We start from the raw sequence: 21,301 nt of genomic DNA on the forward strand, positions 1-21,301 counted from the left end.
TGGAAGTTCCTGATAGTAAAAAATTAACCAAAACTCAGATAAAATTTTGCCCGAACTAGCCAAAATCAATGATGGTAACAACCAACAGCGATGTCTACTTTAAGGGGCTACGCCTACCCCAAATGTTGAATAAGTGTGAATACTTGATGAAAATACAGCCGAGCTAATATCTTAGAGAGCAAATTACTGTAAGTATAGACATAGGTAATTTCAAATCATCTGTGCAGTTACTTGCCCCCTAGAATCGGAACAATTTCTGAACTCAGACAATCTTAGGAATGGTGATCATCAGTAAGTCCCCTCAGGTAAAAATCACTATTTCGGCTGAATCAAAGGTTTGCAGCGATTAAGGGCTACTTGCAAGGTAGGATAAGTTGCTACTTAAATAATGTTTAACTTTCCCGAACTGCTTTTGATCCCCATTTCGATAGAATGACTAGGCAGAACTCTAAAACTCAAAACCGCTTTTGACTGCGACGCCCATGAATCAATTGAACAATGGTTTTACGCTATTTCTAAGTCTGCTAGTCGAGGCGATGCCTTTTTTGCTTCTTGGGGTTTTATTCTCCAGTTTGCTGCTGTTTTTTGTTGATGAGCGCAAATTAGTAGAAAAAATGCCCAAAAATCCACTGCTGGGTGCTTTAGTTGGCAGTATGATCGGCTTTTTATTTCCGGTGTGTGAGTGCGGGAATGTACCGGTAGCGCGGCGGTTCCTAATTCAGGGAGTACCTACACCTGTGGCAATTGGTTTTTTGCTAGCAGCACCAACAATTAACCCAATTGTAATTTGGTCAACTTGGACAGCATTTCGAGATCAGCCAGAAATAGTCGTCTTACGAGTCGTATTTTCTCTAGCAATTGCCACAATTATCGGGTACGTTTTCAGTTTTCAAAAGGACTTAAATCCCATAGTCCAACCTGCGATCGCTCGTTATATGAAGTTTAATCCACCTGCACAGCCCCAAACCAAACGCCGTGGTAAGCCTTACCAAGTACAACAGGAAGCAATGGTACCGAATATCTTGCAATCCGGGACTTATATCTTAGGAGGAAAAGCAGGTATACCTCTGCGGATAGACGCTAATTTGATACCGCCTACCTCAAACTCGACTTCCAATAAACCGCTTGCAGATAAACTGCGCCTAGTTGTGGATAATAGCATCCAAGAATTCCGAGAATTGGGCGGAGTCATGGTTTTAGGAAGTGCGATCGCTGCTGCTATTCAAGTCCTAGCTCCGCGTGAATTAATTCTCAGTTTGGGCGCTGGGCCGATTACCTCAATTGTGGTCATGCTGATATTAGCAGTAGTAGTGTCAATTTGTTCTACAGTCGATTCTTTCTTTGCCTTATCTTTTGCCTCAACCTTTAGCAGTGGTTCATTGTTGGCATTTCTAGTGTTTGGGCCAATGATTGACATCAAAGGCATTGGTTTGATGTTATCCATTTTTAAACCCAAAACTATCTTTTACTTATTTGCTTTAGCAGCACAATTAACATTTTTGTTCACTCTTTTCCTGAATTTGCACGTCTTTTAATAAATTAGTCAATAGTACATATTTCAATGTTGACTCTTGACTCTTGACTCTTGACTTTTGATTAATGGCTAACAAAAATCCCAAATCTAAAATCTCAAATCTGTTACTCCCTTGGCTGGATGCTCTAGCAATTACAGCTTGGGGCATTTTGATGTTGAGATATTGGCTAACTAACAAGCTGAACCTGTTGATTCACCCAAATTACATTTGGTTCGTGGTCGTGACTGGTATCAGCTTGATCATTATTGGTTTGTTCAAGATGCAGGAACTTTGGCAACGGCATCGCCCTGATGTTACGCAAAACACCCCGCATATTAGTTTATTTCCCCCTGGTTGGGGCAGTTCTTTGTTGTTGACTACAGCAATTTTAGGTTTTATCATTACACCGCAAGTTTTTGCTAGTGACAAAGCACTTCAAAGGGGTGTGACAGCTGATTTATTGGGAAGCACACGAGTCAAACCTCAAGCTTTTCGGGCTACTGTTCGTCCAGAAGAGCGATCGCTTGTAGATTGGGTACGCACTGTTAATGTCTATCCAGAACCAGATACATATACAGGGCAAAAAGTCAAGGTGCAGGGATTTGTCATCCACCCCCCGGATCTAGGAAAAGAATATTTGTTTTTAGCACGATTTGTCTTAACTTGCTGTGCAGCAGATGCTTACCCTGTGGGATTACCCGTCAAACTACAAGATAATCAAGAGCGTTACTCTGCTGATACTTGGCTGGAAGTCGAAGGACAAATGGTGACAGAAAATTTGTCAGGTAAACGCCAACTTACCATTGCCGCTACCTCTCTCAAAAAGATTCCTCAACCAGAGAATCCTTATAGTTATTAGTTATTTGTCATTTGTCCTTTGTCATTTGTTGATAACTAACGACCAATGCCCAATGCCCAATCCCCAATCCCCAATCCCCAATGCCCAATGTTTAACGAGAAATGACTAAATTTAAAGCATTTATCCAACCACTGGATCGCATAGCGATCGCACTGATGCTATTGCTGAGTGTGCTGATTGGGTTAATCATATTGCAAGGTGATGTGGTGACTGCTCGTGTCCGGGACTTTACCTGGCAAAATCAACAAATTGGGGCAGAAGATAACTCCTTCACCTTCACCTTCAGCCGTCCAATGGAAATAAAAAGCGTCGAGGATAACTTAAAAATCGAGCCACCCCTAGCAGGCAAATTCAGTTGGGCAGGGCGGCGGATGGTTTATACACTGGTGACACCAGCACCCTATGGCACGAATTATAAAGTGCAGTTACAGGGAGCCAAAGATAAGTTTGCCCAGGAAGAAGGCAAAAATCGGGTGATACAGCCCTTTGTTGGTAGCTTTCGCACACGCGATCGCGTCATCCTTTACATCGGAACCGATCAAGAAGAACAGGGGCGGTTAGTTCTTTACAACTTGACCCAAGAGCAAAAAAGGTTACTTACCCCTAAAGACTTAGTAGTAATCGACTTTGAATCATTTCCTGATGGGGAGAAAATTTTATTTTCTGCTCGCGCCGCAAATAACCAAGACTTACTTTCAGCCCAACTGTACACAGTGACAACGGGTGTTTCTGCTAAATCTGGACAAGAAGCAGAACCAGGAGGCAAAGTTGACCTGACTTTAGATAGTAAAGATTATCAAAACCTGAAATTTGACTTATCACCCGATGGGCAAACTATTGTCATCCAGAGGGGAAACAAAACTAATGCTGGGGACTTTGGACTATGGTTTATGCCAACAACCAGTGACGCTTCAGGAGAAAAACCCACACCGAAACGCCTAAAAAGTCAACCGGGGGGAGACTTTATGGTTACACCAGATAGTAAAGCTGTAGCAGTTGCCCAAGGACAGGGAGCAGCGATTTTACCATTGCAAGGTGATGCCAGTAAACCCCTAGATTTTCTGCCGCAGTTTGGCTTGGTACAGGCTTTCTCCAAAGATGGCTCTCAAGCAGCGATGGTAAAGTTTAATACAGATTACACGCGAGATTTGTTTTTGGTGACAAACCAAGGTGTGCAGAAACAGCTATTAAAAACAACAGGCTCAATTCTCAGCTGCCAATTTGACATCGCCTCACCCACTCTCTATTGCTTGCTGACACAGCTAGTATCCAAGGAACAATATATAGAACAGCCTTATGTGGTGGCAATTGATCTGAAAACCGGGCAACAGAAACCACTGTTAGTACTGCCTCCCGCTCAACGGAATGTGCAAATGAGTTTATCATCTGACGGTTTGGGCTTATTATTTGACCAAGTAGTACCGCAGACAAACACGACAGCATCATTACCCGCAAACACTTTGAAAACTGATGATGGAGATACGATCGCTACTAGTAGCCTATGGTTAATGCCTCTGTTACCGATCACTGATGCTGCGACTGTTGAAATTAGACCAGAAAAACTCCCCTTAGCCGGATTTCATCCCCGGTGGCTACCTTGAGAAAATAATTCCTAATTCGATTTCGGAAGTTCAGTTAAGGTGTCGTCGCCAAAACTCGAGTTGAACCTAATGGATATCTCTGAAAAAGAATTAGGACTTACGCAAAATATCTCTCAAACTCCGATTTCTCCGTGTTCTCTGCGCCTCTGTGGTAGCCTGCGGCAAGCCGCTCCGCGTCTACGTTATTCCGTAAGTCCTAAAGAATGTAGAGACGTAGCACTGCTACGTCTCTACAAGGGTTATGCATAACGCATATTTAATTTCACGCCTATGTCTAATGGAGTTCAGTTCCATTCTTACGGAGCAAATAGCGATCGCTAATCAACTTCAAGACTACTCTACCTATTTCTGGATGCGTTTTCTCAATGAGTGGTTGCACAACAACGCCTTCCATAATGCAATTGGGACTGAGTACACTATTGGCATTATTGAACTGAGACACCGCTTCCCAAGTGTAAGCACCGATATAAAGCACAGGTACTCTCGGCAAAGCAAATTCCTCGCAAAAAGCCACAAAATCGCTGTAATTTAGAAAATAACTGCCGCGACGCACAGCAAATATAGCAATTCCAATATTGCCATTATTCAAGCCATATTTGATATCTTGTACGCCGTAAATTTCCCCAAAAATCTGAGTTCCTGGCGGAAGTTTCTGGAAAGCTTCGTTTTCGTTATAAGCACGAATATAAACTAATTTTTTGTTTACTTCGCTGTTTTTCCAGAAGTAATTATGGCTGCCAATTTTAGTTGTGCCATCAGCATCAACTAAGACAGTGAAGTTAGTTCCGTGCAACTTCTCTGTTACAACAACTTCTTCACCTGCAATTAGTATATTTTTGTAACGTTTCAAGTTTTCTGGGCTGGGGAATTTGTAATGTCCAACAAAACTTTCTACTTCCCCGCTCATCCCTTCAGGAATTGGATATTCGTACTTTGTTACACCGAAATACTCCGTGTAGTCGTCTCCGACATTTCCCATAAAGTTATTACCAACGGGAATAAGCAAACCCTCAGAAAAAATTCCGCGAAGTTTGGCAGCATACAGTTTTTTCGAGTAGTAGTTACGAATACCAAACTCATCCAAAAACTTTTCTGGAATAACACTATCAATAGGAAAGTAAAAAGCTAAATCTCCAGAGTGAAAGTTACCTTTGACTATGATTACTTGATACCCCATATCTTCAATAGAGGCAATATCTAGCCTATCAGCATTTGGATGAGGATTAATACTCTTGATTTTGACAACTTCAACTTTAAAAATACTCATAGTTCACCTCTTTGGAAAAAAATAGATTTTAGAAAAACTCTAAGGTTTTGGCTATTTTTTACGTAATTCCTGAAGTAATCAAACAGACATGATATTACGAATTACGAATTAGTAATTATTTGTTGATAATTTATCCAAGCTTCCCAAAAAATATAAATTGATAGTATTCCTAAGAAGATGCGAAGCACTAAACTCACAGTATAATCTGGTAGTTTTGGCAATGCGCGAGTACTCATTTGAACGCCTAAAAGACCGCCGCATCCCAAAACTATACCTTGAACAAACAGAATATTTCCCTCTAATGCATGTCCTGTGCAGGCAGCTAAAGCAGTGATCACAATCACGCCCAAACTAGTTTGAATTGCTACTTTAATTTCTTCTCCGAGTAGCAACATTTGCAGTGGCACCATAATCGTACCGCCACCTAAGCCAAATAAACCTGCTAAAATTCCTGCTGCTCCCCCAGTGCCAATTTTAGAAACTAATGGGTTAAATACTGGGGCTGTATTCTCTATTTCTTTGAAGACCAGTTGCTTGCGAAGCTCAATCAAATAGATATTAGCGAGTAGGATGATGCCAAATGTAAAGAGTATTATATAAGATGGAATTTTATTGGCAAAATATACACCTATTCCAGTAGTTATAAAAGCTGGAATTCCTAAATAAATTACTCGTTTAAAGTCAAGGTAGCCCATCCACCAATTCTGCAAACTTCCAGAAATTGAAGTAATCACAATAGCAAGGCTACTAGTAGCGATCGCCTGAACGGGAGTATAACCTAGTGTGACTAAAAGAGGAATTGTGATAATACCACCACCTATCCCCAAAAGTCCAGCTATGGCTCCAGATATTAGACCTCCAGTCACTAAAATCAACCAACTAAAATCAATCATAAATAGGTCTTTTTCTAGAGAACTGATCGATTAATTATTAATTGATAATTCATAATTCATAATTCAATACGGTTCAGTTAAGGCTAGAACTCTTTGCCAAAGTCAATTTTTTTTACGTAGACGCGGAGCGGTGAAGCAGCGCGGTCTTCTCCCAAAGGGAGAGGCTAGCGCCTGCCGTAGGATGCCCGGAGGGCTGTAGGGGGTTTCCCCCATGAGCGACTGCACCAAGCCGAAGGGCTTGCCGCAGGCTACCACAGAGACGCAGAGGGCACTGAGAGAAGAAAGAAATGCTTAACTGAACTGTATTGATTCATAATCACTAATTTTGGGTACAGAGCAAATCAATTAATTTATTGATGGATAAAAATGAATTGATTTTTCAATTAAAAAAGTGCATTTATATATGGATTTTGAATTATGAATTAGTAATTATGAATTATGAATTCTTTTGATTTGGTGTGATTAACCTTGTACTGTAACTGGATGGCTAACAATGCCTCCGTAGAGCAATCCAGAATCATTCCACGGAACTTTAATCGGTTGTGTATTACCTAAATTGTCAGTAGCACGAGCTTGGAGAAAATATTCCCCAGGAATTGGGTTCCATTCAATGTCCCACCGTACCCATGCAAATGGAAAATTTGGTTCTCTCAGTCGGGCAAATTGCCAAGTTTTGCCACCATCCAGGCTGACTTCCACACGCGCAATCTTTCCTTTCCCAGACCAAGAACGTCCACGTAATAAGCGGGTTCCAGCAGAAAGTGTAGCTGGCCAAGCCAACTCAAAGGCGCTCTTGACATTTTGGTAGGTAATCAGCTTACCTTTATACGGTGCGATCGCTGGATAGTCTGCACCAACTAGCACCATTTGCTCTGTCACCCACTGGGTATATATTGGTGTTTGGGAAACTTCAATCCGCTCAATCCATTTAACGTTGGCGTTTCCTCCCCAACCAGGGAATAAGGCACGGCATGGCTGACCGTGATCTGGAGGTAATGGTTCTCCGTTCATTGCATAGACGAGGAGCGAGTTATCTGCCAATGCCTTGCTAATTGGAACTACACTGCTGAACTTGGATTTATTTGTCCCCTTTGAGTCCAGCGAATCCACATCTGCGCCTTCAACGAGTACATCTTTGGCTGTGGATTTCAGGCCAGCTCGCTCTAATAACATCCCAAGTGGTACACCAGTCCACTCAGCCACACCAATAGCCCCAAGCCTCCACCGTGTTCCAGGGAGTGGTATGTTATAAGCTTCTTCAAAGAAGCGCCGACCATTTGCAGCACACTCAATGGCGCAAGTGACTGAGATGGATGGCATGGCGACGATTTCATCGTAAGTGAACTCGCAAGCAGCAGAAACGCCAGTTCCATGAATTTGCAAACGCCATGTAGACGGGTCAAAAGGGGGAGGTGTACTGCGATTATGAACATAGAACCAATCATTTGGTACTAAATAACCACGCCCATACATCGCTTCCCAGTTCATCTCTAATGTGCCTTGGCTATGAGAGATGTACCCTGGTGGCAATGGTTTAAGTATTTTACTGCCTTTAGTTTGGAAAGCTGCCTGACTGTGAGCAGGCGCAGGTTTAGCTAACGCTCCAACGGCTGTTGCACCAACCATAGTGGCTAGTATTTTCAGAAAGCGCTGGCGCGAAATACCTGCATCTGTACTTTTTTGCCAGATGCACTGTTCAACCCGTGCCTGTAGATAATCCTCCTGGTCAAAGTGGTTTTCATCACTCAAGCTATTACCTCCTTCTAATTCGTAATTCGTAATTAAGACACACAAAATAAGACTTGATGAAGGCGCAGGGGAATGGGGAAAGAAGAAGGGAACAGGTTACAGGGGACAGATTATTCTCTATACCTATCACTTGTAACCTCTACCTTAATCTAATGCCCTGAAAAAACTAGCTGTCTATGGCTGTCCAAACACCAGTTATCTGATCTTGTGTGTAGTTGGGCAAATAGTGAGCAAATCCGTTTCTAGCTATGTGAGCGATCGCATCTATAAAGCGATCGCAATCTTCCAATGTATTATATACAGCAAAGCTTGCTCGGATAATACTAGGAATATTGCGCGTAATTCCCCTGTCTACTTCTTTGGCAATCTCGCAGTCTTGCTCGTCTGAAATATTCTTGAGTTTGCGAATGTATTCGTATGTGCAGAAAGCCCCAGCCCGAACCCCAATGCCGTATTCTTGTGCCAGAATCTCTGCTACTAAGCGTCCGTCAAACCCATCAATATCAAGGGGAATAACATGGGCTAAATTATCTCCTGGAATATGTAATTTGACGCCAGGAATCAACCCAAGTCGTGTATACGTGAATTCTACTAGAGAGTGTTCATACTGAGCAATGCGATCGCGCCCTACTGCTTGGATAATTTCAATCGCCTTGGCAATTGCGATCGCACCCATTGCGTTTGGTGTTCCAGGGTCATGGGCACGTTCTGTATAAAAACGCTTGATCTCTAGATTTCTGGTGATATAAGGCAGGTTTCCACCCCCGATTTGATAAGGGTAAGAACTATCAAAAAATTCTTTCGGCCCCAGCAAAACCCCGGTTCCATAAGGGGCATACATCTTGTGTCCAGAGAAAGCCACAAAATCTAAATGACATGGGTCATCATCTGCACGCATATCTACTGGTTCATGCTGAATTAACTGACACACATCAGCAAACATCTTCGCACCATACCGATGTGCTAAAGCTGCAATTTCATAAATCGGGGGTCTGTAACCTGTAATTGTCGAGGCACCTGTAATAGTTACTAACTTAATTTGCTCGGCTTTGGGGCGATTTTGGTGTGCCTTGAAAATATCTTCAATTTCTGCGATACTGACACTTCCATCCGCTTGGGTTCTGTACTGCACAACTTCGTCTTTAGTAACCCAAGGCAGCAGGTTTGATGAATGCTCGATATCAGAAACTAAGATTTTCCCAGGTTTTTTTGCCCAAAGTGTAGCAGCTCCATTAATTGCTTCTGTTGTATTCTTCGCAAAGATTACATAGTTGTCTAAAGATGACCCCACAAAGTCCCGAATGATGTTCCGGCTGGCATCATATTCTCGTGTAGTGATGACGGACTTTTGCCCAGAACCTCGATGCACGCTACCATAGGTGTCAAGCATCTCCTCTATATGCTGCTTGACGCTTGCAAAAGGAGTGGTTGTAGCTCCATTATCCAAGTTGACGTAGTTGACATACTTTCCGTTAAGAGTTTTCACCTTGAAAGATAAAGACTCATTTGTAAATAACGGTCTGATTTCTTTGTCCCAAAAGCTATCACAATTTTCTGCAAACACCGGTAATTGGGCAGCTTTTTGCTTAATTTTTGCGCCCATTGCAAGTAAGTCAGTCATTTTTAGCACCCCTATTTTAAACTTGAATTTTTTGGATAAGCCTAACTGCCACAACGCTTTCTTTCGCGCCACATCATATCAATCGCCAGTAATCATAGTCTTTATAATTACTTTATTCCCTAGTAGAAAACTCGGTTACTGTTATTATTCTTTAATAAAATAATTAAAATTGTATCCGTATTAATACTTAAATAAAATATTTTAATTGTGATTTAAAATACTTTGTAAGATATACTTCTCAGTAGCCAAGTATACTTTAAACAATTTTTTTGTAGTCATTAAACAAACTTCACGCATTGAAGGTAAGTTGATAGGAAAGGCTTCTCACTAACTAAGCCTGGAATTACTTACTACGACTATATTTACGGAGAAAAAAGCTCGTACTAAGCTGAGATTACTCTTTAAGAAAGCTTTATTAATTCACTTAGAGCTATTGTTACCTCTTAAACATTTTTTTATGCGTGTTTATTCGTATTTGCTAGAATTGGCTAACATTGCAGTTCTGGCAGAAGCTCTTAGTTGTTTGCTGACATTAAATAGCGATCGCTCAAGATTAGAGAATTATCATCAAATACTAGATACTTGTACTGACATCAATCCTAAGTAATAAATGACTCAGCATAAAAATGTATTTAATAAGACATTTAAAATTAAATCTTAAGACAGATGCGATTATAGACAATAAAGTGTATACTAACGCAGTTTTTCATCTAGAAAAACTTTATCAGCCAATACAGTTTAGTTTCTAAGTATCGCGTTTCTCCTCTCTCCCCCACCCTGCGGGTTCGCGTAGCGTTCCGTAGGAAAGCTAAAGCTACATCCCCCTCTTCCCCTTCTTGACGGGGAAGAGCATCATAGTGTTATAACGGCATCAGTCTAGATAAAAAATGGGGAACACCAATTGATGATTGATTAATTGCTGGTGCTTGGAGAGAGTTAAACTTAGCTTCTAGAGCAAACCCTGATTAGACACAGTTGATAAGCAATGCTAATGCCAGCACTGCTGAATATTTTTAAGCAGGTGGGTCAAGAGTGATGAATGAAGCTGACACTTCAAACAAGGGGGCTGTGATCGAATCCCGAAATTCTGCTAATTCGCCACAATCTGAGCCGGCGAGTTGTCCCTTTTACTCAGTTGTGCCTAATGACAATATGCCAGTTAGAAAACTGCCACTCCTCATGCCAGCTGAAGATACACAATTTTCACAAGATACCACCCAGCAGGACTGGGTTGCAGAGCCTGAAAGCGGCAAACAAGCACTTATTGACTCAGAATTTCAGAACCTGCTGGCATTGAACGAAGAATTGCGTGCGGCTAACAATAATTTGTATGAAGAAGTGGAGCAGCTAAAAGACAACCTAGCTGAGTCAGAAAAGGTTTTGCAGTGGCAGAAAACGCGTTCCAGCGTTAGTGAGTCGATGCTCAACCAACATACTCAGGAATTGGCTGCTGCTCAAGAACAGATAAAGTCTCTATTTCAACAATTAGAAACTGCTGTACAAACTGTTCAACGCCAGGAAATTTTCATTGATAGTTATAAAGCACAGCTACAAATTAGCCAACAACGCCTTGCCCAGTTAGAGCGAGAATGTACGTTGCTACACACTAACAACAACGAACAGTCTCAGCAGCTATTGCAATCAGAAAACGCTTGTCGGGAGTTACGTACTAGACTTATGCGACAACAACGCCAGACCCTGCAATTCAAAGCAGCTCTGGAAAAATGTTTAGATACATCTGTTCCTAGCTACGACTCCTTAGAAGATACTGCAAAACATCCCAAAGACATAACTAGTCAAGGAAGATTCTCTAAAAAAGCTCGGTCTTTGTTTCCTAACGCACAGCCAATTAAACCTTGGTCAACAGAATCAGAATCCTTGACTGATGATCTCGATAATTCTTGGGGCGAACCATCAGCACCAATCCCATTCCAAAGAAATGAAGCCACTCCGACGCAATCATCTTCTTGGAACTGGACAGTTAACAAAGACACGCCAACGTCAGCACAACCGGGCCCCTCTGCAAAAATTGATGATTCCCCAGATACACCGGAAGCTGTTTCACCTTTGGGTTCATCAAATTTAGATCAGCAATTAGATAGTCTAATCCAAATGTTTTTCACCTCCCAGCCGGCATCTGTATCACCACCACCTGCTGCGAAAACGGATGTGGATAGTAATCCACCTATGTGGGAGAGTTTAGCAACAATCTTAGAAGACGATGAGGAAGTAGAAAATCCACAGGAGGAGCAGTTGCAGGCAGAAATTAATCCCCCTCCAACTACCTCAACTTCTTGGACGACAGATTCTGTGCTTTCACCAGCTAATAACTTACCAGTTTCCTCCACTTCACCTCACACGGAGACGCCTGTTGAAGAAACTGAAGATTACTGGTCAGAATCACAATTGACACAGTTAGAATTGTCAGACACTGATTTGTCACCAGAGTCATCAGGTGATAACACCAATGATGACAATTCACCCTCACCGGTGGTTTATCCCCAGCGCCCACCCAAGGGGCGTAAGTCATTGGCTTCCGTGGAATTGCCAAATTTTCGCCCCTTGGGTCAATAGTTTGGAGTTAGGAGTTTGGAGTTTGGAGTTAGGAGTTTGGAGTTTGGAGTTAGGAGTTAGGAGTTAGGAGTTTGGAGTTAGGAGTCAAATGCCCAATGCCCCATGCCCCATGCCCCATGCCCCATGCCCAATCCCTAATGCCCAATGCCCAATCCCTAATTCAAAATCCTTGCTTCTGACTTCGGAATTATGGCTTCTGGGTTGGCTTTTGCTACCTGAGCGCGCGATCGCGGTTTGCCTGTGGCGATCGCATAATTAATCGCTAACAGCCACAGCCACAATGCCGGATTCCGGGGTTCCAGCCAAAAACCTATCCGGCTCAAGAAGTGCCCAAACCACGGACTCAGTAAAGCGCTAACCAGGGCATGACGACCGAAGTTGAAATAACTACCAAGCCATCTGAGTAAATCCCTTGGGCCAGCAAGTTCCCAAATCCATAAAAGCAAGGCAGGATTTTTACTAGCTGCTTTCAGTGCTAGGCGGTTAAAGGTTAACCAATCACACCTATCTTTGATGAAGTTATCTGCCACCTCTACAGGTTCGTCTGCTAACAGCCCAAAAAAGGTATTGAGCATGGAGTTAATCCGTTGGGGTGGTAAAAATTTTCCTGTGGGCACCATCATCCCTTTGGAAAATAGCCAAGTCACTGAAACATTACTTTGGTAGGCGCGAATTTGGTTCAAGTGTCGGAAACTCAACAAGTCATGTTTGAGAGCAGTATCCAATAATGTTGTTAAGCGCTCTAAGTTGCGAACTAGGGAACCAAAACCGGTGAAAACCAGGGGAGACTGGAGTGATGCAGCATCACCGATCGCAATCAATCGATCAAAGGCAACTGTGCGATCGCTACTTCCCACACTAAAATGCCCCGGTATATACCCAAATGTCGGCTTTTTCCATACCAATTTGTCCATATCGCACCTGCGATACTCTGGCAAAATCGTGAAAAAGTCCTCGTACATCTCTAGCAAGGAACCGGGATTTTCAGCTTTGACTTCGTGGTAATGAAATAAATAAATCGTCAGTTCATCACCTGCTCCAGGAAACAATTCCCAAATCAACTGCCTTCCCCGCGAAATATCCCCATGACTATAAAGAACGTCCCCATATTGGGAATCCCACACCCCCGGCTCAAATCCGCTCTCAATTGCCGCTCCCACCGTCGGACATACACTATCAAAAGCCCGACCACCATTTAATTGCCAAGCGATGGGGGATGCAGTTCCCATTGCATCTATTAGCAGTCGTCCACTTACTTGCTTCTCGCTTTGACTTGGTAAGTGCTTGACTTTCAAAAGTACTTGTGATATATCAATATCTGCACGGATAAACTCTGTTTCATCCCAAATTTCACCGCCTGCCGCTTGCAGTTTTTGCCCACACATTTGGAGCCATTTTTCGGAATCTAAGCCTAAATTTAGGACTGTGGGTGTGTGGAGAACAGGCGATCGCAGTTTGGCTGGATTATTGGCATCAAAAAACTTATTGAATCCATCTTTGTATTCCCTGGCAATGATAGTTTCTAACTCAGTGGGGGTGACTAAACCCAGGTTAACCAAGCTTTGAATCTCATCACGGGAAATATTCCATTCTCGGTTCATCCGCCCAAAAGGCATTCGTTCCACCAGCAGGACTTTATATCCTAGTTTTGCCATCAGTGCTGCATGAATTGCACCTAGTGCCCCACCGATGTAGATGATGTCATAAGTCGGGGATGAGGGGGATGTAGCTTTAGCTTCCCGCAGGGTGGGGGATGAGGGGGATATTATTTTTCCATCTCCCTCATCTCCCCCTGCTCTTATTCCTGAGTGGGAAAACACCACCTGACGCGGCTGCTGCGGATTCCGTACCCCTTCGCGCCATCGTTGTTCCCACCAGTAGGCACGCGTTAGGTCATATTCACCGTTGGGCATTTTCTGAAAATACTTGACGGTGAGGGGGTAAGCAGAGCCTAGTGCTGCAAAAATCGATTCCTGGGATAAATCAATCGCTGGCGGTTCTGGGTAATGATGCCCAAAACGGCTTCTGATTTCCTTGGTTAGGCGTTGCAGGATTTGTCTCTCACTGGGAAAGGGTTGTTCTGCCCAACGAAACACTTTCAGATAGGTAGTTCGTTGCACCGACCAGACAAATACCGAAAGTTCCGCAGGCAAGTTTTCGGAAATAGCCCCGGTAGCAGTTGTACTTGCAGTGGGGATTTTGAGGCGAAAGCCTTCCGAGGTAAGCACTTTTTCTCCATTTCCGGGTTCAAAATCTGTTTGTAACCAGCTACGCACAGTTGCTATATCCGAAGTTGGAACTTCTAAATAAAGGATTTCTCTCATCGTTTCCTGACATCTCCGTTCAATCTACTCACTAAGACAGATTTTATGAAGGCACAAAGTAAGGTAAACTCCGCCCTATTAGTTTCGTAAAGATTCAGTGAAGAAATTTTAAGAGTTTGTCAAAGTTATTGTTCATTTTGTATTTTTGTAAACCCACGCCATGAATTATCCCATTCCAGACAGTCCCCAGGAAATTGTTGCCCTACGACAAAAGCCGATTGATGAAGAACTAGTTGCCAGTGCGATCGCTGGAGTTATTAAAATTGTCCGCGCTCAGGGTCAATCTTTGGAAGAATTAACCGCTCAGTTGCTAGCAGATGATCCACTGCTGGATCAGCAACAACGTCGCTGGTTGAGCCAATTAGTTGCCCAATCCTGGGAAAAGTTCTCCTAAAACCTTGCATAGGATGAAGTTGTTGTCGCAGCATTAGATTTCTAGGTCTGCACCTAAATATTGGCGATGCCTGCGGCGAGCTACGCCGGAGCATTTTAGGTATAGGAGTAACATGTCTGGAATTGGCAATTGGGTTGCTATTTTTGCATTTACGGCACAGAAGCCACTAACTTAACCATATCATCAGCACTGGGCACTAGTACCGCAAGGCGGAAGTCAAAAGTCAAAAAGCTTTAATTTTGGGCTTTCTGGCTGTAATGAAATAGTAGGTTTATTTACGCCATGCTGTACTAGAAACTTAATCAGATGCGTCAAAGCCAGCCTAAGGATGAGTTTGCCAGATCAGCCAGTTTTTTCGAGTAAATCGAAGGGTTGGAATTTCAATGTTTCATCTCGATTCATCTGGTAGCGATCGTTGGCACTAAACACATTGCTAATCTTACTGATGAATGACGATGGATTCTTCAGTTTCTTGGTGATCTTCACGAATCATTCAGAATTAGTTAAGTAAAAATTATATAAAAATAATAATTAATTTATATCCTTTATTGATTATCTTAACTGTCTTTGCATTCTGATTAAAGTCTGAATTGATACAAGTTCTTTTAGTGTTGCACGATAATCGGAGGCGATCGCCTCCCATTCCAATACTGCGTAGGTTTTGCCTAAAAAATCACTTCGGTGTAGGTTGGGGAGCCACTGCTACAGGTGCGGTTTCGCGACAACTAAGCAAGTGGCGTTTGAGGAACGTAACCCAACATTTTCAGGGCTTTGTTGGGTTTGACTCTGTACCCCTACGGGGATCTCGCTACAACCCAACCTTGTATCTTAGAAACAGTAGTATTGCCTCCGATTATTATCGAAAAGCGTAAAGTATGATTACACTACATAATGGTTTTTGTCAACTAGAAGCTTTCACGGCTGCTTCCGCTTGAGAGTGCAACAACAAACCATATTCCAAGCCTTCCACCACAGCTTGATAGGAAGCTTCCAAAATGTTGGTAGAAACTCCTACCGTCGTCCAGCGTTGACGACCATTCCCCGATTCTACCAACACACGAGTTTTCGCCGCAGTGCCCGTATGTCCGTTGAGAATCCGCACTTTGTAATCTGTCAAATCAAAGGTTGCTATTTGGGGATAAAAATTCACCAAAGCCTTGCGTAAAGCCGCATCCAATGCAGCTACGGGGCCGTTACCTTCCGCCGCCTCCAGAATATTTTTGCCGTCAACAGCTATTTTGACAGTAGCTAGGGCATTGCTAGTTTCTTTCCCCTCAATCAAGTCACAGTGGACTTGAAAACCTTTGACTTCAAAAAACTTCTGGCGACCTCCCAAAGCTTCGTGCATTAATAGTACAAAACTGGCCTCTGCTGCTTCAAATTGAAATCCTTCGCTCTCCAAATCTTTGAGGCGCTGGAGAATTTCCCTAGCCTCTGCCTTTTGCTGATCGAGTTCAATGCCAAAACTGCGGGCTTTGGCTAAAACATTGCTGAGTCCAGACTGTTCAGAAATCACAATGCGGCGATGATTCCCGACTTGTTCCGGTTGAATGTGTTCGTAAGTCAGGGGATTACGTTCTACGGCTGATACATGAATACCGCCCTTGTGAGCAAAAGCCGAACGTCCGACAAAGGGGGCGTGTTCATCTGGCGCGAGGTTGACCACCTCACTCACAAAACGACTAGCTTCTGTAAGTTGTGTTAGCTGGTCTTCTGTGATACAACTGTAACCCGCCTTCAGTTGTAAATTGGGAATTAACGAACAGAGGTTAGCATTCCCACAACGTTCACCGTAACCATTAATTGTGCCCTGTACCATCTTTGCCCCTGCCATCACGGCGGCTATTGCGTTAGCAACCGCCATTTCCGAATCGTTATGAGTATGAATTCCAATTTGAGGGATTGTCCTTTCTCCTACCCTGCGGGAAGCCTCTGGCGCGTCTATGTCCTTCGTCATTGGTTCTTGACTAATGACAAATGACAAATGACTACTGACATCTTGAACAATTTGGCTAATTTCGTGGGGTAAAGTGCCACCATTGGTATCACAGAGGACTAGCCATTCAGCACCAGATGCGATCGCAGCGTCTAATGTTTGTAAAGCATAATCTGGATTGTGCTTATAACCATCAAACCAATGTTCGGCATCGTAGATAATCCGACGACCTTGAGAACGGAGGTACTCAATTGTGTCGCAAATCATCGCCAAATTTTCTTCTAATGTGGTGTTGAGTCCGGTTGTAACGTGTAAATCCCAAGACTTGCCAAAAATGGTTACCCAGCGAGTTCCCGCAGCCAAAATAGCCTGTAGCATCGGTTCAGTTGCAGCAGTAGAGTTGGGGCGGCGAGTCGAACAAAAAGCCACAATTTCAGCTTGTTTTAGCGGATCTTCTTGGAGTTGCCAGAAAAATTGTACATCCTTGGGATTGGCACCAGGCCAACCACCTTCAATAAAGGGAATTCCCAGTTGATCGAGTCTTTTGGCAATGCGTAACTTATCTTCTATCGATACTGATAGCCCCTCGCGCTGAGTGCCATCCCGTAGTGTAGTGTCATAAAGCCAAAGTTGAGGTGAGGAATTTGTGGTCATAAAACTGAGACCGACGAGACAACTTTCGAGGCAATGTGTCAATATACAACAAAAAGCCAGTTTGGCAATTTAAAAATGCCTAAGATACTAGCTCAAGGTAAAACAATTGAGTGCGATCGCGAATGCAATCTCCGAAAAATTTTGCTGCAAAATGGTATTGGCCTCTACAATGACGATGCTAAGGTAATAAGCTGTCGGGGGATTGGCAGTTGTAGTACCTGTACGGTTAAGGTAGAGGGCCAAGTATCAGCAGCGAATTGGCGTGATCGAGCACGGCATTCGCTTCCTCCCCATTCTCCTACAACAGACCTACGTAAAAAACTGCCAAACTCTGGTTTTAGACGATCTGAAAGTGACAAAGTTTGATGGATTTTGGGGACAAGGTTCTCGAATAGTGTGGACACCAAAAGGTTAAAAAGGAGTAAGACAAGATGGGTAGATGGACACCCTTAATTTTAATGGCTGGAGGTTTGGCGATTCTGCTTGGTACATTACTAGGCATCAACTTTCCGATGGGCGTACAAACCGCTAACGCTCCGAGTGGCAAAAAGTCAGAAGTCCTGCCAGCTAATATCAATGTTAATAGCAGTGCTGGCAGCAAAAATGATGAAACTGCAACAGAAGGAAATGAAACAACTCAAACAAACCAAACCAGACGCAGTATTGTAGCCCCAAGACTTGACAATAAGAGTAGCGTTGCCCAGAATCCTTCGGATGACTCAACATCACCTTCTGACAGTACAACAGACGGCAATACAGATACTTCAGGAACAGACACGCCATCCAGCAATCCAAATCAAGGCAACGAACCAATTCGCGCCTTGTGGTAACTCAACAGTGCTGTTAGCTTTCTTCTCTTGCGTTTAGCCCGTGCTGAGTAGGAGTGCTGAGTAAAAAGTAAAATTAATTGCAATCAGCACTTCTGAAGATAGATCCGTCTTTAGTTACAAGTTATAAGTTATAAGTTATGAGTTATTGGTTATGAGTTATTAGTTATGTACTAATGATAAATAGCTAATCATAAATGGCTAATGATAAATGACTAATGACTAGTGAGATTGTAATTATTGGTGGCGGCGTTATTGGTTTAGCGATCGCCATTGAACTAAAACTGCGCGGGACACACGTCACCGTGTTTTGTCGTGACTTCCAGGCTGCCGCTAGCCACGCCGCCGCCGGGATGTTAGCACCAGATGCGGAAAACATCCCGGCGGGGGCAATGCGTTCATTGTGTTGGCGATCGCGTGCTTTATACCCCGACTGGACGCGCAAATTAGAAGAACTGACCGGCTTAAATACTGGCTACCGTCCCTGCGGTATCCTCGCACCCGTCTTTGAAGAGGCAGGGGGGCAGGAAGCAGGGGGAGAAAAATTAATTCTTTCATCCCCCTCATCCCCCACCCTGCGGGAAGCTAAAGCTACATCCCCGGCTTACTGGTTAAACAAAGAGGCAATTGATCAATATCAGCCAGGATTGGGAGCAGAGGTAGTTGGTGGCTGGTGGTATCCTGAAGACGCACAAGTTGATAATAAGGCTCTAGCTCACGTATTGTGGACGGCGGCTGAGTCTGTTGGTGTTGAACTCAAAGACGGCATTACAGTAGAAGGATTTTTACAGCAGCAAGGACAAGTGGTTGGCGTGCAAACCAATGCTGGAATAATTCGCGCCGCGCACTATGTTTTAGCTTCAGGTGCTTGGTCAAATGAATTATTACCACTACCCGTGCTACCCAGAAAAGGACAAATGCTGAGTGTGCGGATACCGGGATTGGTGCCAGAATTGCCCTTAAAACGGGTTTTGTTTGGGCAGGATATTTACATCGTACCAAGGTGCGATCGCCTTGTTATTGGCGCAACAAGCGAAGACGTTGGCTTCACCCCCGACAACACCCCGGAAGGCATTCAAAAATTACTACAAGCTGCCATTCGGCTGTATCCTCAACTCAAGCATTATCCTATCCAAGAATTTTGGTGGGGATTTCGCCCAGCCACCCCCGATGAGTTACCCATCCTTGGCACTAGCCACTGTCAAAATTTAACCTTTGCTACAGGTCATTACCGCAACGGGATTCTACTTGCACCCGTAACAGCCGCATTGATTGCCGATTTCATCTTAGAACAAAAGTCTGACCCCCTACTTGCTGATTTTCACTATTCGCGTTTCCAGTCCAAGCCATCTACCTCCACCCCAATGCTGACTCACTCTGCCAATTTCTCCAACGGGCATCACCCTGCTATATCGCCACAGCAGCCACCACTTTCCATTCAAGACTCCCCACTGATTATCGCTGGCAAAACCTTCCAATCCCGTTTGATGACGGGAACTGGTAAGTATCGCAGCATTGAGGAAATGCAACAAAGTATTGCCGCCAGCGATTGCCAGATTGTCACCGTGGCAGTACGACGGGTACAAACCAAGGCCCCCGGACATGAAGGTTTAGCTGAAGCCTTGGATTGGACGAAAATTTGGATGTTGCCCAATACCGCAGGTTGTCAAACTGCTGAAGAGGCGATTCGGGTAGCGCGTTTGGGGCGAGAAATGGCGAAATTGTTAGGGCAGGAAGATAATAATTTTGTCAAGTTAGAAGTAATACCTGACCTTAAGTATTTACTCCCAGATCCGATTGGGACGCTGCAAGCAGCAGAACAACTAGTTAAAGAAGGCTTTGCAGTATTGCCCTATATAAATGCTGACCCGATGTTAGCCAAGCGGTTAGAAGATGTAGGCTGTGCTACAGTAATGCCTTTAGCATCGCCAATTGGATCTGGACAAGGGCTGAAAACAACTGCCAATATCCAAATCATTATCGAAAATGCAGGTGTGCCAGTGGTGGTAGATGCTGGTATTGGTTCACCATCAGAAGCCGCCCAGGCAATGGAATTGGGGGCAGATGCCTTGTTGATTAATAGTGCGATCGCCCTTTCTCCAAACCCAGCAGCAATGGCTCGTGCGATGAATTTAGCAACAGTCGCCGGTCGTCTTGCATACCTTGCTGGCAGGATGCCCATTAAAGATTACGCCAGTCCTAGTTCTCCTCTGACTGGGACGATTACTAGTTAGGGAATAGGGCATGGGGAATAACCAATGCCCTGTTTGGCCAATGTAACGATTTATCTAGCAGTTTGAGAGCAGATATGGCATTTATGTAACATTAAATGAACGATAAAGATAAAGGAATTAATTCATGCCCTATACAAACGAAGAAGGCGGCCTTCTAAATAATTTTGCCCGTGAACCAAAGATTTATCAAGCAGAACCTCCCACGGATGGGCAAAAGCGAACTTATCTCTTACTAGGAATCGCTGGTACAGCTTTGGTTGGCGGCTTGATTGTAGTCGCCTTCTTTGTTTCCCAGATCAGTTGAGCATCAAACGTTGTAATAAAATTTCATCTTTATAGTTTTTCAGGTTCCGATTTTAAAAGGGGCCTGCTTTTTTATTTTTTGTTAAAATTGAGTTAGCAGTTAAAGTATAATTAGATACTTTTTTATTCTTCTAAATCTGAAGGCTCAATTTATCCTCAGCCACAAAAGATCCACTTAAAAATCATTTTAATTATGAGTTTAACCCACTTGGATGCGCCCAGAAAGGTCAATCAATTTTGGATTTTGGATTTTAGATTTTAGATTGAAAAGAGCAATCAAGTCAGGGGCAAGTCATTTAATTTTAGATTTTGCCCTGCATTTGCTCTTGCGGCTGTGGCGCGCCACTTCCTACAATTGGAACCCCCCTGACGCTACGCACAGTCGCTAACGCTACGCTAACGGGTTCACCAGTCGCCTACGGCGGGAAACCCTTTCGGCAGTTCCTCATGGGGGAGACCCCCTCTGAGCGACTGCCTCACTACAGCGCTGGATTCACCGCAACGGAGTGGCTTGACTTGAGCAAACTTTCCAAGACGGATTAAAGAATTAT

Annotated in this window: 17 protein-coding genes and 1 pseudogene; 11 read left to right on the plus strand and 7 right to left on the minus strand. The window is 43.6% G+C overall.

Annotated elements, in window-relative coordinates; genetic code table 11:
- Positions 1 to 482 precede the first annotated feature (482 nt).
- From HWQ23_RS05060 to HWQ23_RS05075, 4 genes are all read left to right on the plus strand, one after another.
- A complete protein-coding gene (locus tag HWQ23_RS05060) occupies positions 483 to 1,535 on the plus strand; it encodes a permease (protein ID WP_292824459.1) in 1,053 nt (350 codons plus the stop codon).
- Positions 1,536 to 1,599: 64 nt separating this feature from the next.
- Positions 1,600 to 2,373, plus strand: a complete 774-nt coding sequence (locus tag HWQ23_RS05065) for a TIGR03943 family putative permease subunit (RefSeq protein WP_292824462.1) — start codon at positions 1,600 to 1,602, stop codon at positions 2,371 to 2,373.
- 101 nt (positions 2,374 to 2,474) lie between these two features.
- Positions 2,475 to 3,974, plus strand: a complete 1,500-nt coding sequence (locus tag HWQ23_RS05070) for a hypothetical protein (protein WP_292824465.1) — start codon at positions 2,475 to 2,477, stop codon at positions 3,972 to 3,974.
- A gap of 69 nt (positions 3,975 to 4,043) precedes the next feature.
- The gene (locus HWQ23_RS05075) at positions 4,044 to 4,223 is read left to right on the plus strand and encodes a hypothetical protein (RefSeq protein ID WP_292824468.1); all 180 of its coding nucleotides are present in this window, start codon (positions 4,044 to 4,046) and stop codon (positions 4,221 to 4,223) included.
- Positions 4,224 to 4,248: 25 nt separating this feature from the next.
- Here the strand turns inward: HWQ23_RS05075 and HWQ23_RS05080 are convergent, their stop codons facing one another.
- From HWQ23_RS05080 to HWQ23_RS05095, 4 genes are all read right to left on the minus strand, one after another.
- On the minus strand, positions 4,249 to 5,241 hold the full coding sequence (locus HWQ23_RS05080) for an RNA ligase (ATP) (protein ID WP_292824471.1): 993 nt from the start codon (positions 5,239 to 5,241) through the stop codon (positions 4,249 to 4,251).
- A 101-nt stretch (positions 5,242 to 5,342) separates the two neighbouring features.
- Positions 5,343 to 6,134 (minus strand): sulfite exporter TauE/SafE family protein, encoded by a 792-nt coding sequence (locus HWQ23_RS05085; protein ID WP_292824474.1) that lies wholly within the window; start codon positions 6,132 to 6,134, stop codon positions 5,343 to 5,345.
- 462 nt (positions 6,135 to 6,596) lie between these two features.
- Complete coding sequence (locus HWQ23_RS05090; RefSeq protein WP_292824477.1) at positions 6,597 to 7,883, minus strand: sulfite oxidase; 1,287 nt, start codon at positions 7,881 to 7,883, stop codon at positions 6,597 to 6,599.
- A 166-nt stretch (positions 7,884 to 8,049) separates the two neighbouring features.
- The gene (locus HWQ23_RS05095; RefSeq protein WP_292824480.1) at positions 8,050 to 9,504 is read right to left on the minus strand and encodes an aminotransferase class V-fold PLP-dependent enzyme; all 1,455 of its coding nucleotides are present in this window, start codon (positions 9,502 to 9,504) and stop codon (positions 8,050 to 8,052) included.
- Between the two features lie 457 nt (positions 9,505 to 9,961).
- On the opposite strand from HWQ23_RS05095, the gene HWQ23_RS05100 reads away from it, so the two are divergent.
- Together HWQ23_RS05100 and HWQ23_RS05105 are read left to right on the plus strand one after the other, a co-directional pair.
- Positions 9,962 to 10,111, plus strand: a complete 150-nt coding sequence (locus HWQ23_RS05100) for a hypothetical protein (protein ID WP_292824482.1) — start codon at positions 9,962 to 9,964, stop codon at positions 10,109 to 10,111.
- A gap of 428 nt (positions 10,112 to 10,539) precedes the next feature.
- A complete protein-coding gene (locus HWQ23_RS05105) occupies positions 10,540 to 12,078 on the plus strand; it encodes a hypothetical protein (protein WP_292824485.1) in 1,539 nt (512 codons plus the stop codon).
- A gap of 155 nt (positions 12,079 to 12,233) precedes the next feature.
- Here the strand turns inward: HWQ23_RS05105 and HWQ23_RS05110 are convergent, their stop codons facing one another.
- Positions 12,234 to 14,402, minus strand: a complete 2,169-nt coding sequence (locus HWQ23_RS05110; protein WP_292824488.1) for an NAD(P)/FAD-dependent oxidoreductase — start codon at positions 14,400 to 14,402, stop codon at positions 12,234 to 12,236.
- A 160-nt stretch (positions 14,403 to 14,562) separates the two neighbouring features.
- On the opposite strand from HWQ23_RS05110, the gene HWQ23_RS05115 reads away from it, so the two are divergent.
- Positions 14,563 to 14,796, plus strand: a complete 234-nt coding sequence (locus HWQ23_RS05115) for a hypothetical protein (protein WP_292824491.1) — start codon at positions 14,563 to 14,565, stop codon at positions 14,794 to 14,796.
- A gap of 342 nt (positions 14,797 to 15,138) precedes the next feature.
- On the opposite strand, the gene HWQ23_RS05120 is transcribed toward HWQ23_RS05115, so the two are convergent.
- The gene (locus tag HWQ23_RS05120) at positions 15,139 to 15,282 is read right to left on the minus strand and encodes a hypothetical protein (RefSeq protein WP_292824494.1); all 144 of its coding nucleotides are present in this window, start codon (positions 15,280 to 15,282) and stop codon (positions 15,139 to 15,141) included.
- A gap of 415 nt (positions 15,283 to 15,697) precedes the next feature.
- Positions 15,698 to 17,386 carry a citramalate synthase gene (gene cimA, locus HWQ23_RS05125; RefSeq protein ID WP_292824497.1) on the minus strand — a complete coding sequence of 563 codons (1,689 nt, stop codon included), beginning with the start codon at positions 17,384 to 17,386 and terminating at the stop codon, positions 15,698 to 15,700.
- A gap of 75 nt (positions 17,387 to 17,461) precedes the next feature.
- Between cimA and HWQ23_RS05130 the strand changes: the two are divergent.
- The 4 genes and pseudogenes from HWQ23_RS05130 to psb34 all read left to right on the plus strand — a co-directional run bounded on the left by HWQ23_RS05130 (position 17,462) and on the right by psb34 (position 20,751).
- Positions 17,462 to 17,801, plus strand: a pseudogene (locus tag HWQ23_RS05130) (2Fe-2S iron-sulfur cluster binding domain-containing protein).
- Positions 17,802 to 17,817: 16 nt separating this feature from the next.
- Positions 17,818 to 18,216 (plus strand): hypothetical protein, encoded by a 399-nt coding sequence (locus HWQ23_RS05135; protein WP_292824500.1) that lies wholly within the window; start codon positions 17,818 to 17,820, stop codon positions 18,214 to 18,216.
- 215 nt (positions 18,217 to 18,431) lie between these two features.
- Complete coding sequence (gene thiO / locus HWQ23_RS05140; protein WP_292824503.1) at positions 18,432 to 20,447, plus strand: glycine oxidase ThiO; 2,016 nt, start codon at positions 18,432 to 18,434, stop codon at positions 20,445 to 20,447.
- A 124-nt stretch (positions 20,448 to 20,571) separates the two neighbouring features.
- A complete protein-coding gene (gene psb34, locus HWQ23_RS05145; RefSeq protein ID WP_292824506.1) occupies positions 20,572 to 20,751 on the plus strand; it encodes a photosystem II assembly protein Psb34 in 180 nt (59 codons plus the stop codon).
- Positions 20,752 to 21,301: the final 550 nt, after the last annotated feature.

This window comes from Nostoc sp. JL33, assembly GCF_017114985.1.
Taxonomy (GTDB): domain Bacteria; phylum Cyanobacteriota; class Cyanobacteriia; order Cyanobacteriales; family Nostocaceae; genus Nostoc.

Excerpts from the sequence above, each read along its gene's own strand:
- HWQ23_RS05060 (WP_292824459.1), top strand. The coding sequence starts at position 483 with ATGAATCAATTGAACAATGGTTTTACGCTATTTCTAAGTCTGCTAGTC.
- HWQ23_RS05065 (WP_292824462.1), top strand. The coding sequence starts at position 1,600 with ATGGCTAACAAAAATCCCAAATCTAAAATCTCAAATCTGTTACTCCCT.
- HWQ23_RS05070 (WP_292824465.1), top strand. The coding sequence starts at position 2,475 with ATGACTAAATTTAAAGCATTTATCCAACCACTGGATCGCATAGCGATC.
- HWQ23_RS05075 (WP_292824468.1), top strand. The coding sequence starts at position 4,044 with ATGGATATCTCTGAAAAAGAATTAGGACTTACGCAAAATATCTCTCAA.
- HWQ23_RS05080 (WP_292824471.1), bottom strand. The coding sequence starts at position 5,241 with ATGAGTATTTTTAAAGTTGAAGTTGTCAAAATCAAGAGTATTAATCCT.
- HWQ23_RS05085 (WP_292824474.1), bottom strand. The coding sequence starts at position 6,134 with ATGATTGATTTTAGTTGGTTGATTTTAGTGACTGGAGGTCTAATATCT.
- HWQ23_RS05095 (WP_292824480.1), bottom strand. The coding sequence starts at position 9,504 with ATGACTGACTTACTTGCAATGGGCGCAAAAATTAAGCAAAAAGCTGCC.
- HWQ23_RS05100 (WP_292824482.1), top strand. The coding sequence starts at position 9,962 with ATGCGTGTTTATTCGTATTTGCTAGAATTGGCTAACATTGCAGTTCTG.
- HWQ23_RS05105 (WP_292824485.1), top strand. The coding sequence starts at position 10,540 with ATGAATGAAGCTGACACTTCAAACAAGGGGGCTGTGATCGAATCCCGA.
- HWQ23_RS05110 (WP_292824488.1), bottom strand. The coding sequence starts at position 14,402 with ATGAGAGAAATCCTTTATTTAGAAGTTCCAACTTCGGATATAGCAACT.
- HWQ23_RS05115 (WP_292824491.1), top strand. The coding sequence starts at position 14,563 with ATGAATTATCCCATTCCAGACAGTCCCCAGGAAATTGTTGCCCTACGA.
- cimA (WP_292824497.1), bottom strand. The coding sequence starts at position 17,386 with ATGACCACAAATTCCTCACCTCAACTTTGGCTTTATGACACTACACTA.
- HWQ23_RS05135 (WP_292824500.1), top strand. The coding sequence starts at position 17,818 with ATGGGTAGATGGACACCCTTAATTTTAATGGCTGGAGGTTTGGCGATT.
- thiO (WP_292824503.1), top strand. The coding sequence starts at position 18,432 with ATGACTAGTGAGATTGTAATTATTGGTGGCGGCGTTATTGGTTTAGCG.
- psb34 (WP_292824506.1), top strand. The coding sequence starts at position 20,572 with ATGCCCTATACAAACGAAGAAGGCGGCCTTCTAAATAATTTTGCCCGT.